The sequence below is a fragment of the Gaetbulibacter aquiaggeris genome, from assembly GCF_044003965.1.
Classification (GTDB): Bacteria; Bacteroidota; Bacteroidia; order Flavobacteriales; family Flavobacteriaceae; genus Yeosuana; species Yeosuana aquiaggeris.
On the sequence record NZ_JBAWKC010000001.1, the window covers coordinates 1327881 to 1342716 of the forward strand.

17 protein-coding genes are annotated in these 14836 nt (G+C 32.7%); 15 read left to right on the top strand and 2 right to left on the bottom strand.

The genetic code is table 11. From position 1 onward, the window contains the following. The first annotated feature begins 109 nt into the window (after positions 1 to 109). Positions 110 to 472 (top strand): CoA-binding protein, encoded by a 363-nt coding sequence (locus V8G56_RS05735; protein ID WP_395437464.1) that lies wholly within the window; start codon positions 110 to 112, stop codon positions 470 to 472. Here the strand turns inward: V8G56_RS05735 and V8G56_RS05740 are convergent. Next, positions 443 to 1885, bottom strand: coding sequence for a sodium:solute symporter (locus V8G56_RS05740; RefSeq protein ID WP_395437465.1), 1443 nt, complete (start codon positions 1883 to 1885; stop codon positions 443 to 445). The genes V8G56_RS05735 and V8G56_RS05740 overlap by 30 nt on opposite strands. 137 nt (positions 1886 to 2022) lie before the next feature. On the opposite strand from V8G56_RS05740, the gene recR reads away from it, so the two are divergent. The 13 genes from recR (at position 2023) to V8G56_RS05805 (ending at position 12283) form a co-directional block, all read left to right on the top strand. Beyond that, positions 2023 to 2640, top strand: a complete 618-nt coding sequence (gene recR, locus V8G56_RS05745) for a recombination mediator RecR (RefSeq protein ID WP_395437466.1) — start codon at positions 2023 to 2025, stop codon at positions 2638 to 2640. A 7-nt stretch (positions 2641 to 2647) separates the two neighbouring features. Beyond that, positions 2648 to 3748, top strand: a complete 1101-nt coding sequence (locus V8G56_RS05750) for a glycosyltransferase family 2 protein (RefSeq protein ID WP_395437467.1) — start codon at positions 2648 to 2650, stop codon at positions 3746 to 3748. A gap of 89 nt (positions 3749 to 3837) precedes the next feature. Beyond that, positions 3838 to 5160 (top strand): dihydrolipoamide acetyltransferase family protein, encoded by a 1323-nt coding sequence (locus V8G56_RS05755; RefSeq protein WP_395437468.1) that lies wholly within the window; start codon positions 3838 to 3840, stop codon positions 5158 to 5160. A 96-nt stretch (positions 5161 to 5256) separates the two neighbouring features. Continuing rightward, complete coding sequence (locus V8G56_RS05760) at positions 5257 to 6033, top strand: exonuclease domain-containing protein (protein ID WP_395437469.1); 777 nt, start codon at positions 5257 to 5259, stop codon at positions 6031 to 6033. An 18-nt stretch (positions 6034 to 6051) separates the two neighbouring features. Next, positions 6052 to 6663, top strand: a complete 612-nt coding sequence (locus tag V8G56_RS05765) for a fumarylacetoacetate hydrolase family protein (protein ID WP_395437470.1) — start codon at positions 6052 to 6054, stop codon at positions 6661 to 6663. Then, entirely contained in the window at positions 6664 to 7005 is a 342-nt protein-coding gene (locus V8G56_RS05770; RefSeq protein ID WP_395437471.1) for an Hpt domain-containing protein, read from the top strand. It begins immediately after the preceding gene. Further along, positions 7005 to 8255 carry a competence/damage-inducible protein A gene (locus tag V8G56_RS05775; RefSeq protein ID WP_395437472.1) on the top strand — a complete coding sequence of 417 codons (1251 nt, stop codon included), beginning with the start codon at positions 7005 to 7007 and terminating at the stop codon, positions 8253 to 8255. Before V8G56_RS05770 ends, V8G56_RS05775 begins: the two co-directional genes overlap by 1 nt. 82 nt (positions 8256 to 8337) lie before the next feature. Further along, positions 8338 to 8574 (top strand): 50S ribosomal protein L28, encoded by a 237-nt coding sequence (rpmB, locus tag V8G56_RS05780; protein WP_395437473.1) that lies wholly within the window; start codon positions 8338 to 8340, stop codon positions 8572 to 8574. A gap of 25 nt (positions 8575 to 8599) precedes the next feature. Then, on the top strand, positions 8600 to 8782 hold the full coding sequence (gene rpmG, locus V8G56_RS05785) for a 50S ribosomal protein L33 (RefSeq protein ID WP_007648529.1): 183 nt from the start codon (positions 8600 to 8602) through the stop codon (positions 8780 to 8782). A 45-nt stretch (positions 8783 to 8827) separates the two neighbouring features. Further along, positions 8828 to 8980 carry a DUF4295 domain-containing protein gene (locus tag V8G56_RS05790; protein ID WP_331628309.1) on the top strand — a complete coding sequence of 51 codons (153 nt, stop codon included), beginning with the start codon at positions 8828 to 8830 and terminating at the stop codon, positions 8978 to 8980. 148 nt (positions 8981 to 9128) lie between these two features. Further along, entirely contained in the window at positions 9129 to 10082 is a 954-nt protein-coding gene (ftsY, locus tag V8G56_RS05795; RefSeq protein WP_395437474.1) for a signal recognition particle-docking protein FtsY, read from the top strand. Positions 10083 to 10301: 219 nt separating this feature from the next. Then, positions 10302 to 10514 (top strand): SRPBCC domain-containing protein, encoded by a 213-nt coding sequence (locus V8G56_RS05800; protein ID WP_395437475.1) that lies wholly within the window; start codon positions 10302 to 10304, stop codon positions 10512 to 10514. A 59-nt stretch (positions 10515 to 10573) separates the two neighbouring features. Continuing rightward, positions 10574 to 12283, top strand: a complete 1710-nt coding sequence (locus V8G56_RS05805; RefSeq protein WP_395437476.1) for an amidase family protein — start codon at positions 10574 to 10576, stop codon at positions 12281 to 12283. Here V8G56_RS05805 and V8G56_RS05810 read toward each other — a convergent pair. Continuing rightward, positions 12280 to 13356: a serine hydrolase domain-containing protein gene (locus V8G56_RS05810; protein ID WP_395437477.1), complete on the bottom strand. Its 1077-nt coding sequence runs from the start codon at positions 13354 to 13356 to the stop codon at positions 12280 to 12282. The two genes, V8G56_RS05805 and V8G56_RS05810, sit on opposite strands and share 4 nt — an antisense overlap. A gap of 121 nt (positions 13357 to 13477) precedes the next feature. On the opposite strand from V8G56_RS05810, the gene rimO reads away from it, so the two are divergent. Further along, positions 13478 to 14782 carry a 30S ribosomal protein S12 methylthiotransferase RimO gene (gene rimO, locus V8G56_RS05815; RefSeq protein ID WP_395437478.1) on the top strand — a complete coding sequence of 435 codons (1305 nt, stop codon included), beginning with the start codon at positions 13478 to 13480 and terminating at the stop codon, positions 14780 to 14782. The last annotated feature ends 54 nt before the right edge of the window (positions 14783 to 14836 follow it).

Sequence of the window (14836 nt, forward strand, 5' to 3'; positions counted from 1 at the left end):
ATTGATTTGATGTTTAATAATTAACTAGAACTGATTAGGTTCTTTAATTAGAGACGACTAATTTTGATAGTTGTTACTCTAATTCGAATCGTTAACAATATTTTAACAAATGAATAAAAAAACATTAGTTTTAGGAGTCTCTTTAAAACCAGACAGATATTCTTACCTAGCTGTGCAAAGGCTCGTCAATCATCAATTTGAAGTCGTTGCTTTTGGATTGAAGTCTGGAGTAGTTGCCGGCATTCCTATTGATACCACTTTAAAATTTTATAAAAATATTCATACGGTAACTTTGTATGTAAACCCTAAAGCACAACAATTTTACTATGATTATATCGTTTCACTCAAACCCAAGAGAGTTATTTTTAATCCTGGAACAGAGAATTCGGAATTTTATGCCATTTTAACAGCTAATCATATTTCTTACGAAGTGGCTTGTACTTTAGTTTTGCTTTCTATTAATCAATATTAATCCTAAGAAAGTCAAAAGGCCGTTTAAGATTAAAATAAAAAAACCAAACTCAAAACCAAACCATTTGATGCTGTTTACACTAATGAAATAGGACAAAATAGGTGAGAGTATGGCAACTATTGGAACTAGTTTGTCCTTAACTTTTAATTTAGTAAAGAGCCCAAACGCATATAAGCCAAGTAAAGGGCCATAAGTATAACCTGCAAACACAAATAATTTCGCGATGACACTTTCATCTTTTATGAGATATTTAAATGAGATTATTACAAGAATTAAAATGAGTGAAATGAACACGTGAATTCTTTTTCTAATACTTACTTGCTTTTGAGGGTTATATTTTTTTTCAATATTCAAAATATCTATGCTAAAAGAAGTAGTTAGAGCTGTTAAAGCACTGTCTGCACTACTATAAGCGGCGGCTATCAGCCCAATAATAAAAAACGATAAGACGCCAATGCCTAAGTGATTTTTTGCCAAAATCGGAAATAAATCATCTTTATGGGCATCTATGCCATTTTGCTGTGCATAAACAGTTAAAAGAAGGCCTAAACTTAAAAAGATAAAATTCACAATAGTAAGCACAATAGTAAACCAAAACATGTTTTTTTGAGCATCTTTAAGCGATTTACAGGTTAAGTTTTTTTGCATCATGTCCTGATCTAAACCTGTCATAACAATCGCTATAAAAGCACCAGAAATAAATTGTTTCCAAAAATAATTGCCTGCTTTATAATCGTCAAAAAAGAAGGTTTTAGATAAATCACTATCTAAAATATAACTTAATAAGTTGCCATTGCTTATACCTAAATCAGTGCTCACAAAATATATGGTAACACCAACGGCAACTAACATAAAAAGAGTTTGTAAAGTATCAGTCCATATAATGGTTTTTATGCCAGATTTAAATGTATACAACCAAATGAGTAATATGGTAATTGTCACGGTTTGCCAAAAAGAAATTCCTATTTCATCAAAGATGATTATTTGCAAAACATTTGCTACTAAATATAATCTGAAACTGGCTCCTACAACTCTGGAAATTAAAAAAAAGGAGGCACCTGTTTTATATGAAAAGGTTCCAAAACGTTCTTCTAAATAAGTGTAAATTGAGGTTAGATTTAGTTTATAGTATAATGGTAATAAAACAGTTCCTATAACCAAATAACCCACAACATAGCCAAGAACTACTTGCATATAGCTGAATTGGGAAGCTTCAATCCATCCAGGTACAGAGATAAAAGTAACCCCTGATAAAGACGCGCCAATCATACCAAAGGCCACAACGTACCATGGCGCTTGTTTGTTCGCTTTGAAAAAGGAATCATTGTCTGATTTTTTTCCCGTAAAATAGGATATTGTAATAAGTACAAAGAAATATGAAGCTATCAGTGAAAGAATGTATATTGAGGTCATGTAAAAATATTCTTTGCTCAAATTACTAATTAAATAATTCATTTTCCAAATGTGCTGCTGTATAATATAATTTTTTATTTTAATTAATAATAATTATACTTTTAGACAGTTTGTATTAAAATTGTAAATTCGCAGCCATGGAATTCTCCTCAAAATTATTAGAACGAGCAGTAAATGAAATGTCTCAACTTCCTGGGATTGGTAAGCGAACGGCTTTGCGTTTAGTATTGCATATGCTAAAACAGCCTAAAGAGCATACGGTGTCTTTATCACTGGCACTGCAGTCCATGAGAGCCAACATAAAATTTTGTAAATCATGTAATAATATTAGTGATGTAGAGCTTTGTGAAATTTGTTCAAATCCAAATAGAAATGAAGAAATTGTATGCGTAGTTGAAGATATAAGAGATGTCATGGCTATTGAAAATACGAGTTCATTCAAAGGCTTGTACCATGTGTTAGGCGGTAAAATTTCACCAATGGATGGGATTGGCCCTCATGATTTAAATATTGAGTCGCTTGTAAAAAAGGTGAAGGAAGGCAGTATTAAAGAACTTATTTTTGCATTAAGTTCTACAATGGAAGGTGATACCACCAATTTTTATATTTTTAAGCAAATTCAGGATTGTGATATAATTATTTCAACAATTGCTCGAGGAATTTCAGTTGGGGATGAGTTAGAATATGCCGATGAAGTTACTTTAGGACGAAGTATTTTAAACAGAATTCCTTTTGAAATCAATTTAAAAATGTAACTATCATTTGAAACTTTCAGTTGTCATCTTGAATTATAATGTGCGTTACTTTTTAGAGTTATGTTTAAAAAGTGTAAATGAAGCTATCAAGAACCTGGAGGCCGAAATTATTGTTGTTGATAATAATTCAGAAGATGAGAGTTGCGAAATGATTCGCAAAAATTTTCCCAATGTGATTCTTATTGAAAATAAGGAGAATTTTGGTTTTTCAAAGGGAAACAATATAGGTGTTGCAAAATCAAAGGGAGAATACATCTGCATTTTAAATCCTGATACGGTAGTTCCAGAAGATATTTTTGAATCGCTTCTAGACTTTATAAGTAATAAAACCAATGCTGGTATTGTAGGTTGTAAATTGATTAATGGAAGAGGTGATTTTTTACCTGAAAGTAAGCGAAATATTCCTTTTGTGAAAGCAGCTTTTAAGAAGATGTTGGGCAATCCAAAAGAATATTATGCAAATCATTTAGACGAAAATGAAACAGGAAAGGTAGATGTATTAGTTGGTGCTTTTATGCTGATAAAACGAGAAGTCTATCACGGTGTTGGCGGATTTGATGAAGATTATTTCATGTATGGTGAAGATATTGATTTATCATATAAAGTTATAAAAGCGGGCTATGATAATTATTATTATGGTGTATCAAAAGTTATTCATTTTAAAGGAGAAAGCACTTTAAGAGATCAGCTTTATGCAAAACGATTTTATGGTGCCATGCAGATTTTTTACAGAAAACACTTCAAAAAAAATATTGTTTTTAGTTTTTTGGTAGGCTTAGGTATTCGAGTGGTTTATTTATTTAGAAAGATACCTGTTGTTAATAAAAAATCAATTGATCGATATTTTTTTATTTCAGATAAAATGAATCAGGACCTGCAAAAAGTATTAAAAACAGAACTCCTGTTGAAATGTAACTTAAATGAATTTATTCCAAATAATACTGAAATTATTTTTGATGCCAATGTGCTTACTTACAAAGAAATGATAGTTTTTTTTGAAGAAACTAAAAAAAACCCACTGGTTACCTTTAAAATATTACCAAAAGATTCTAAATTTATAATAGGAAGTGATAACGCAATATATAGAGGTGAAATTTTAAGATTTTAAAAGATTTTACTACAAATAATTTAAAAAAATTGATCATTTTTAATTAATTTTGCAAACTAATATTAAAAAACGAGGATTACATTATCGATATGGCAAGATTTGAACTTAGATTACCAAAAATGGGAGAAAGTGTTGCAGAAGCAACAATCACCTCATGGTTAAAAGAAGTTGGAGATACTATTGAGCTTGATGAAGCAGTGCTTGAGATAGCCACTGATAAGGTTGATAGTGAAGTGCCAAGTGAAGTTGATGGCGTTTTAGTGGAAAAGTTTTTTAATGTAGATGATGTTGTTCAAGTTGGTCAGGTAGTGGCTATTATTGAAACAGACGACGAAGATTCTGAGGTTTTTACACCAGAAACAGAAATTGAAGAGGGTTCTTTAGAGGCAGCTGATATAGTAGAAAAAACAGTGGCTTCGGCGCAAGAAACGGTAGCTCCTATAATTTCAAATGAGGATCGTTTTTATTCACCGTTAGTTAAAAATATCGCAAAACAAGAAGGTGTTTCACAATCTGAATTAGATACGATTAAAGGGACAGGAAAGGACGGCAGAGTCACAAAAAATGATATTTTAGATTATATTGATAATAAAGGTGTAGCAAAAACTGTTAGTGCACCTGTTCAAAAGGATCCCGTGCAACCAGTAGTAACAAATGTTGTGCAGACGCCAAAAGTTGAAAAGACTCCAATTGTGTCAAGCGTTGACGATGAAATTATTGAAATGACCAGAATGGGTAAAATTATTGCACATCATATGGTTGAGTCCGTTCAGACCTCTGCGCATGTTCAAAGTTTTATTGAGGCTGATGTTACTAAAATTTGGAATTGGAGAAATAAAGTAAAAGATAGTTTTGCGAAACGTGAAGGTGAAAATTTAACATTCACCCCAATTTTTATGGAGGCCATTGCAAAGGCGCTTCGAGATTATCCTATGATGAATATTTCTGTTCAAGGGGATACCATTATAAAAAAGAAACATATCAACCTTGGCATGGCAGCGGCGTTGGCTGATGGTAATTTAATTGTGCCAGTTATAAAAGATGCTGATCAATTAAATTTGGTTGGTATGACTAAAAAAGTTAATGATTTAGCCAATAGAGCGCGTTTAAATCAGCTAAAGCCAGATGATATCCAAGGAGGAACTTATACAGTGACTAACGTTGGTACTTTTGGAAGTATTATGGGAACTCCTATCATTAATCAACCTCAAGTCGGAATTTTAGCACTTGGTGCTATTAGAAAAGTTCCGGCAGTGATTGAAACTTCGGAAGGAGATTTTATCGGGATTCGATATAAAATGTTTTTATCCCATTCTTATGATCATCGTGTGGTTAATGGGGCGCTTGGAGGTCAATTTGTGAAAGCCGTAAAAGATTATTTAGAGGCCTGGGATAGTAATAGAGAGGTTTAAAAAACAAAACAAACTATATTCAAAAACCTAACCTCAAAACGGTTAGGTTTTCTATTTTTGTAAAACAAGATTTTAATATTTAAAGATAATTACTTAATGAATCTTAATCTAACCAAACCCATTTGTTTTTTTGATCTTGAAACTACAGGTGTTAATATCTCTAAAGATCGCATTGTTGAAATCTCCATTTTAAAAGTTTTTCCTAACGGAAAAGAGGATAGTAAAACGTGGTTGGTAAATCCTGAAATGCCTATTCCTAAAGAGGTTATAGCTATTCATGGCATTACTGATGCAGATGTTGCTGATAAACCGACTTTTAAAGAATTAGCCAAAGAAATTTATAATATGATTAAAGATTCAGATTTAGGAGGTTTTAACTCCAATAAATTTGATATTCCTTTATTGGCGGAAGAAATGTTGCGTGCTGATATTGATTTTGATATGAAGAATCGGGTGGCTGTTGATGTTCAAACTATTTTTCATAAAATGGAGCAGCGTACCTTAAGTGCCGCCTATAAGTTTTATTGTAATGAAGAATTAGAAGGCGCCCATGGAGCAGAGGCAGATACAAGAGCCACTTTTGAAGTGCTAAAGGCCCAAATTGCCAAGTACGATGAAATAGAAAATGACACCAAGTTTTTGGCAGAATTTAGTTCAAGAAAGCAATTTGCAGATTTTGCAGGATTTATTGCATATAACAAAAAAGGTGAAGAATGTTTTTCTTTTGGAAAACATAAAGGAAAATTAGTAACTGAAGTTTTAGAAACCGAACCTGGATATTTTGGTTGGTTGTTAAATGCCGATTTTCCATTGTATACAAAGAAGGTTTTGACTGCTATCAAGTTGAGAAACTTTAATAATAAATTAGGATAAAATTAAAGCCTTTAACAAATGAAACTTATTTGCATAGGAAGAAATTATACGGAGCATATTAAAGAGTTGGAAAACGAAAAACCAACAGACCCTGTTATTTTTTTAAAGCCAGATACTGCAATTTTAGTTAAAAAGCAGCCTTTTTTTATTCCGGATTTTTCAAATGATGTGCATCATGAGGTAGAAATTTTGGTAAAAATCAATAAAGTAGGAAAATATATTGATAAAAAATTTGCTCACAAATATTATGATGAAATTGGATTGGGAATTGATTTTACTGCTCGAGATGTACAAAATAAATTAAAGGAAAAGGGTTTGCCTTGGGAAAAAGCTAAAGCGTTTGATGGGGCTGCTGTTATTGGTAATTGGATTCCTGTAAGTGACATTCAAGATGTTAATAATATCAATTTCTCTTTACAAAAGAATGATGACATAGTGCAGAAAGGGAATACAAGCCATATGCTTTGGAAAATTGACGAAATAATAGAATATGTCTCAAAATATTTTACTTTAAAGATTGGAGATATTATCTTTACAGGAACTCCGGCAGGAGTGGGCAAAGTAATTGCAAATGATAAACTTATAGGATTTTTAGAAAATAATCAGATGTTTTCAATAACAGTAAAATAAATGGAACAACACTATAAATTATACCGGGTAAAAGAATTAGCAGACAATGATGACGATTTCATTGGTGCTTTGGCACAAGCATTTTTAGAAGAAGTACCAGAAGATGCCGAACGGCTAAAAAAGGCGGTTGCTGAAAAAGATTACCATAATGCCTATCAGGCAGCTCATAAAATGAAACCAACCGTTGATTTATTCGAGTTAGGAGTTCTTGATACCCTAATTGAGGTCCAGGATTGGGGAAAATTTCAAAAAACGGAACTTGACATAACGGATCAATTAGCTGTTGTTTTAAATGCTGTTGACTTGGCAGTGAATGAGATCAGATCAGATTTTAATTTATAATGTTAGCAGAGATAATCACTATTGGTGATGAACTTCTTATAGGACAAGTTATTGATACCAACTCTGCGTTTATAGCTAAAGAGCTTAATAAAATAGGTGTTTCAGTATATCAAATCACCTCTGTTCAAGATGATAAAAACCACATATTAACGGCTTTTAAAGATGCCGAAAGTCGCGTAGATATTATCATTATTACGGGTGGTTTAGGACCAACTAAAGATGATATTACTAAAAAGACTATTTCTGAATATTTCAATGACACCTTAGTTTTGGATGAATCTGTGTTGAAAAATATTGAAAATATTTGGAAACAACACCTTAGGCAAACATTATTACAGGTTAATAAAGATCAGGCTTTAGTGCCTTCAAAAGCAAAGGTGCTAATGAATATTCATGGCACAGCACCCGGTATGTGGCTTGAAAAAGGAGAGAAAGTTTTTGTGTCACTTCCGGGAGTTCCTTATGAAATGAAAGCATTAATTCAATCTGAAGTTTTGCCAAAACTAACAAGGAAGTATCATTTGCCTTTTATTTTGCATAAAACTTTACTCGTTTATGGTTTGGGTGAAAGTACTTTAGCTGATAAAATTGAATCTTGGGAAGATGCTTTGCCAAGTTTTGTAAAACTGGCATACCTACCTGATTTAGGAAGAGTTCGATTGCGATTATCAGCAAAAGGATTTGATAAAGAAAAAATTACATTGGAAGTTCAGAAACAAATTGACGCTGTTTTACCTTTAATAAAAGACCATTTTGTTGGTTTTGAGGATGAAGACGGAGCTGTTGAATCTATCATAGCTAAACAATTAACGGCATTAGGGCAAACATTGGCGGTTGCAGAAAGTTGTACCGGTGGTAAGATCGCAGAACGTTTTACAAGTCATGCGGGGGCTTCAAATTATTTTAAAGGTAGCGTGGTAAGTTACGCAACCGATTCAAAAATTAAGGTATTAGGTGTTTCAAAAGATATAATTGAAGATAATTCTGTGGTAAGTTATCAGGTTGCTGAAGCCATGGCTAAGCAAGTACTGCAATTATTTAATTCAGATTATGCGATTGCTACTACGGGTAATGCTGGCCCAACAAAAGGAGATTCTGCCGCAGAAGTAGGCACTGTTTTTATTGCTATAGCTACTAAAACCGAGGTTTACTCAGAAAAATTTATGCTAGGGAATCACCGTGCAAAAGTGATAAATAAGGCCGTAAATAAAGCCTTTGAAATGCTGTTAAAAGAAATTTTTAAAAATTGATATAATTTAGATTGCGATAAATTAAAGATTTTGTATATTTGCACCTCGTTTTTAAACAACTAAAATTTAAAGTTAGAAAATAATGTCAAGAGTTTGTGAACTTACTGGGAAAAAGGCAATGGTTGGTAACAACGTGTCTCACGCAATGAATAGAACTAAACGCAAATTTAATGCGAATTTAGTGAAGAAACGTTTTTACATTCCAGAGGATGATAGCTGGGTAACTTTAAAAGTTTCAACATCTGCTTTAAAAACTATTAATAAAATAGGTATTACTGCAGCTATAAAAGATGCTAAATCAAAAGGGTTTTTAAAATAATAGCTGTATTTAATAAATAAAAGAAATGGCAAAGAAAGGTAATAGAATACAAGTAATATTAGAATGTACTGAACATAAGGAATCTGGACAACCAGGAACCTCAAGATACATTACTACTAAAAATAAAAAGAATACGCCAGATAGAATGGAGATTAAAAAATTTAATCCAATTTTAAAGCGTATGACAGTTCACAAAGAAATTAAATAATTAGAGATTTTCGCTTTAGTGAAAATGTCAAATAACATATAAGTCATGGCAAAGAAATCAGTAGCATCGTTACAAACAGGATCCAAAAGATTATCAAAAGCAATAAAAATGGTAAAATCTCCTAAAACTGGAGCTTACATGTTTGTTGAAGCAATTATGGCACCTGAACTAGTAAGCGATTTTTTGAATAAGAAATAAGTTTTACTTTTTACATAGCATTATAAAGCCACTTTTTTCGAAGTGGCTTTTGTTTTATATTTATATTACCTTTAATGACAATTTAACAGTTTTGAACTTCAGGCAAGAAAATTGTTATTTTTAATAACGTAAGTCAAATTATTTTTACATGAGTTTTTTTAAAAAGATTTTTTCATCAGAAAAAAAGGAAACATTAGATAAAGGATTAGAAAAATCAAACACTAATTTTTTCAATAAACTAAGTAAAGCAGTTGCAGGAAAATCTAAGGTTGATGATGAAGTTTTAGATAATCTTGAAGAAATTTTAGTATCCAGTGATGTTGGTGTGAATACAACCTTGAAAATTATTGAGCGCATTGAAGAACGAGTTTCTAAAGATAAATATTTAGGAACAGATGAATTAAATCAAATTCTGAGAGAAGAGATAGCTGGATTATTATCTGAAACGAATAGTGGAGAGGCTTCAGAATTTATAATTCCACAAGATAAAAAACCTTATGTTATTATGGTGGTTGGTGTCAATGGTGTTGGTAAAACAACGACCATTGGTAAATTGGCCAGTCAATTTAAAAAACAAGGTTTAAATGTGGTTTTAGGTGCAGCCGATACGTTTAGGGCTGCCGCCATTGATCAATTGCAAGTCTGGGCTGATAGAGTGGGTGTTCCTTTGGTAAAACAATCTATGGGAAGTGATCCAGCATCAGTAGCTTTTGATACGCTTAAAAGTGCTGTTACGCAAAATGCGGATGTGGTAATTATTGATACCGCCGGGCGTTTGCATAACAAAGTAAATTTAATGAATGAACTAACAAAAGTGAAGCGAGTAATGCAAAAAGTAGTGGCAGATGCGCCCCATGATGTGATGTTGGTTTTAGATGGTTCTACAGGGCAAAATGCCTTTGAACAAGCCAAGCAATTTACGGCAGCAACAGAAGTTACTTCATTGGCTGTTACTAAACTTGATGGGACTGCAAAAGGCGGTGTGGTCATTGGTATTTCAGATCAGTTTAAAATACCTGTAAAATATATTGGTGTAGGAGAAGGAATTGATGATTTGCAGGTTTTTAATAAATATGAGTTTGTAGATTCATTTTTTAAATGATAAATGAGTTTTACTGTTTACCATAGTTTAATTATAAATGCTTCAACCAAACAAGTTTTTGACGCTGTTTCACGTCCAAAGCATTTAAACAATTGGTAGACAATAAAGTGTACGGGTAATCCAATATTAAACGCAGAATATAATTTAAATTTTACTGATACGTATAATTGGTTTGGTAAAGTTTCATCATGCATTCTTAATAAATCATTTTATATTTACATGACCAAATCTGATCCTGATTGGGATGCCACAACTTTTGGTTTTGAGTTGGAAGAGGTTGATAAGGGGACTTTATTAAAATTTAGCCATGAAAACTGGCAGGAATTAAATCATAATTTTAAACATTCCTCTTTTTGCTGGGCCATGCTTCTTAATGGCTTAAAAAATTACCTTGAAAACGGAATTGCTATTCCTTTTGAAAAGAGAAACTAATATTTTATTCACTCAATTAAATAATTGATTTTTACTATTTTTATTAAAAATCTCTATTTATGATAAGATTCACTTTAATCCTCCTACTATTTTTAGTTTGTTCATGTAAGTATATAAATAAAGAAAAAGACGCTCTGCCTTCATACGATGCTATTGTTGAAAAAACTTCTGATACATTAAGTGTTCTGGAAGATGAAGCACTTACTGATTCTACAGATATTAGTGCAATATCAGTCAAAGAATTTCGTGAATTTAAAGTGCTTGATTCAAAATATATCAATGTTAATGACCTTTGGAACCCCTTTGCTAAAGATTTAGAATCGTTTTCTGAAGGGACCTATAATAACCTAAAACCCCTTATTCTGGAACAGGATATTCTTACAATTCAAAAATATATACAAAACGGGAAATTATCATATGAATTATTAGTTAAATTCTATTTATACCGAATCAGAAAGTTTGACAGGGAGAATGCCTGGTCTTTAAATTCTGTAATATCCTTAAATCCAAATGTGATAGTGGAGTCTAAGGAGAAGGACAGGGAACGAAGAAATAAAAAAACAAAGCACCCCATTTTTGGTATGCCTATTTTGTTGAAGGATAATATAGATGCTATTGGTATGCCCACAACAGCAGGAGCTGTGGCTTTGAAGGATAATAATGTCAATAAGGATGCCTTTATAGTAGCACAGCTTAAAGATAAAGGGGCTTTAATTCTGGGAAAGACAAATTTAAGTGAATGGGCTTACTTCTTTTGTGGAGATTGTCCCTCTGGTTATAGTGCTGTTGGTGGACAAACTTTCAATCCTTATGGACGTAAAATTATTGACACTGGTGGCTCTAGCTCTGGAAGTGGTGTGGCAGTAGCTGCCAATTTTTGTGTTGCTGCTGTTGGAACTGAAACCTCAGGTTCTATTTTGTCGCCTTCTAGTCAAAATTCTATAGTAGGATTTAAACCCACTATTGGTTTGTTAAGTAGAAGCGGCATTGTTCCTATATCTTCAACATTGGATACTCCTGGACCTATGACAAAGAATGTTATGGATAATGCATTACTAATGGATGCTATGTTTGGTCCGGATGAGAAAGATAATAAATCAATAGATGCTCTCTTAGATAATGGGTTTTATTATGAAAAAATAGTAGTTCCGAATTTAAAAGGGAAGCGTTTTGGTTATTTTGAAGAATCAAAACAAGACTCGTTGTTTGCTTCAGCTATTGAAGTTTTGAAAAAGCTTGGTGCAGAAATGGTTGTATTGAAACCTGAAACCTTAGAACTTCCAGGTTTTATAAGATTGCTTAATCTTGATATGAAGAAGGATTTGCCATTTTATTTAAAAGCAAGTGCTCATGACAGTATTTTGGTAACTTCTGTTGAAGATGTTATTGAGTTTAATAAATCAGATTCTATAAATAGGATGCCTTATGGGCAAAAATTATTTGAAGGGATTGTTGCAGATAAAGCGACCAATCAAGAACTTGAAGCTATTAAATCAAAATTAAAAAAGAATGGTCAATTATTTTTTGATACGCCAATGAAAGCAAATAATTTGAATGCCATATTGTCCATAAATAATTACCACGCAGGTTTTGCTGCTGTGGCAGAATATCCGGCCATTACAATACCTATGGGATATTCTTCAGATAAAAATGCACCAAAAGGATTGACTTTTATAGGAAAGCGACTCAATGAAAAGTTTTTGTTGCAATGGGCTTATGCTTATGAGCAAGCTTCAAAAATGAGGAAAATGCCAAAAAATTATAATTAGTTGATTAAAGTATCAATTTTACTCCATAATTCATTGTCAAAGCCAGAGAGTGCAAATGTTGGATTATCCGGATTGGCAACTTCACCCATTCTGATAACTACTAATTTTTTACTAGGTACTACATAGATTTTCTGGTCATTTTTGCCCAAGGCAGCATACATGTCAGCAGGTGCATTCGGAATTAATTGGCCATTAAATTGAACTTGTAAACCAGGTAAATGATAAGTAGTTTTTCCATTTAACCACCATAAATAACCATATGCTTCATTGATGGCTTGTGAGGTTGTTGTGGCCTCATTTAAATAACTTTCAGGGACAATTTGTGTGTTCCCCCATTTGCCTTTGGCGTAAATCATAAGTCCAAAACGAGCCATACTTCTGGTGTTGCTCCAATACACGCTTAAATTATCTAAATCTATCCAATTGCCAGTCATACCAATCTTATCTCTTAATTTAGTATTAAAATAAGTATTCCAAGATTTATTGCTTGCCGCAGCCACAACATCCTGCATTTTTACATACACATTGTGATAGGCCCATCGTGTGCCAACTTCAGCTTTATATTGTAGATTGGCTGGCGAGACATCATCACCCAAACTATCATCTAAACCAGAGTTCATAGATAATAGGTTTTTACAGGTAATTAAGTTTTCCTTTTCTGGCATTTCGCTGGTCCAACCGATTCCTAAATAATCAGAAACTTTATTATTAATATTTATCAATCCTTCTTCTTGAGCAATTCCGGAAACAGTTGATGTAAGAGTTTTTCCTGCGCTGGCCCAATACCAAGGGGATGTGCTTGACTGACCATTTAAATAACTTTCAACAACAATTCTGCCATTAAAAAGTATCATAAAACTTTTAGTATTTTTAAGTTCTAGATAATCTATTAAAGGTTGAAGTTGACTTTCATTCCATCCTAATTCAGCAACAGATATTGTCTCCCAAGTGTTAGAATTTAAAGGTGGAAAATAAAGTTGATTATCTGTAGGATTGGGTTCGATTGGACTGTCATTTGATGAGCAACTCAAAAACAAATTAATAGCCAGAAGGCAGTATATCCATTTTTTCACAACAGTAGGTTTTAAATTTGAGACTATCAAATATATAAAAGGTTTAATATAAAGTTGAATTTCGTTAACAGAAATCGATAATCGGCAATCATTATGTATCTTTGCACACTTAAATTTTTGTATGAGAACGAAATCACTTAAAAAGAATAGAATTAATGTTGTAACCCTTGGTTGTAGTAAAAATGTCTACGATAGCGAAGTGCTTATGGGGCAATTAAAAGCCAGTGGAAAAGACGTGGTTCATGAAGAGGAAGGTAATATTGTAGTCATAAATACCTGTGGTTTTATCAATAACGCCAAAGAAGAAAGCATCAATACTATTTTAGAATATGTACAGAAAAAGGAAGATGGTGAAGTTGATAAAGTGTTTGTAACTGGTTGTTTAAGTGAACGCTATAAACCAGATTTATTAAAAGAAATCCCTAATGTCGATGAATATTTTGGTACTACAGAATTACCGGGTTTACTTAAGGCCTTAGGCGCAGATTATAGACATGAATTGATAGGTGAGCGTTTAACTACCACACCAAAAAACTACGCTTATTTAAAAATTGCTGAAGGTTGTGACAGGCCATGTAGTTTTTGCGCCATTCCATTAATGCGCGGAAAACATAAATCAACACCTATAGAAGATTTAATTACTGAAGCAGAAAAACTGGCTGCTAAAGGGGTTAAAGAACTTATATTAATTGCTCAAGATTTAACCTATTATGGTTTAGATTTGTATAAAAAACGAAACCTTGCTGAATTGCTTGAAGCATTGGTAAAAGTGGAAGGTATTGAGTGGATTCGTTTGCATTATGCCTTTCCAACAGGTTTTCCTATGGATGTGCTAGACGTAATGAACCGCGAACCAAAAATTTGTAATTATTTAGATATTCCATTACAACATATTTCTGACAGCATTCTTAAAAGTATGCGACGTGGCACTACTAAAGAGAAAACAACAAGATTATTAAAGGAATTTAGAGTGGCTGTCCCAGATATGACTATCAGAACGACTTTAATTGTGGGTTATCCTGGAGAAACTGAAGAGGATTATCAAGAACTTAAACGATGGGTACAAGAGATGCGTTTTGAACGTTTAGGATGTTTTACCTATTCTCATGAAGAAAATACGCATGCTTATAATTTAGAAGATAATGTTCCTGAAGAAGTGAAACAAGAACGGGCCAATGAAATTATGGAGATACAGGCGCAGATTTCATGGGAATTAAATCAGGAAAAAATTGGTAAAACTTTTAAAGTGGTTATTGACAGAAAAGAAGGTAATTACTTTGTTGGGCGTACTGAATATGATTCACCTGACGTAGACAACGAAGTATTGATTGATGCTACTAAAACTTATTTAAAAACAGGCGAGTTTACAACTGTTAAAATTACTGAAGCAGCAGATTTTGATTTATATGCTGATGTATTAAATTAAGGATGTCGTTTAACATAATGATATGTATTGTTTGAATGATTTATCTCAGCTGTT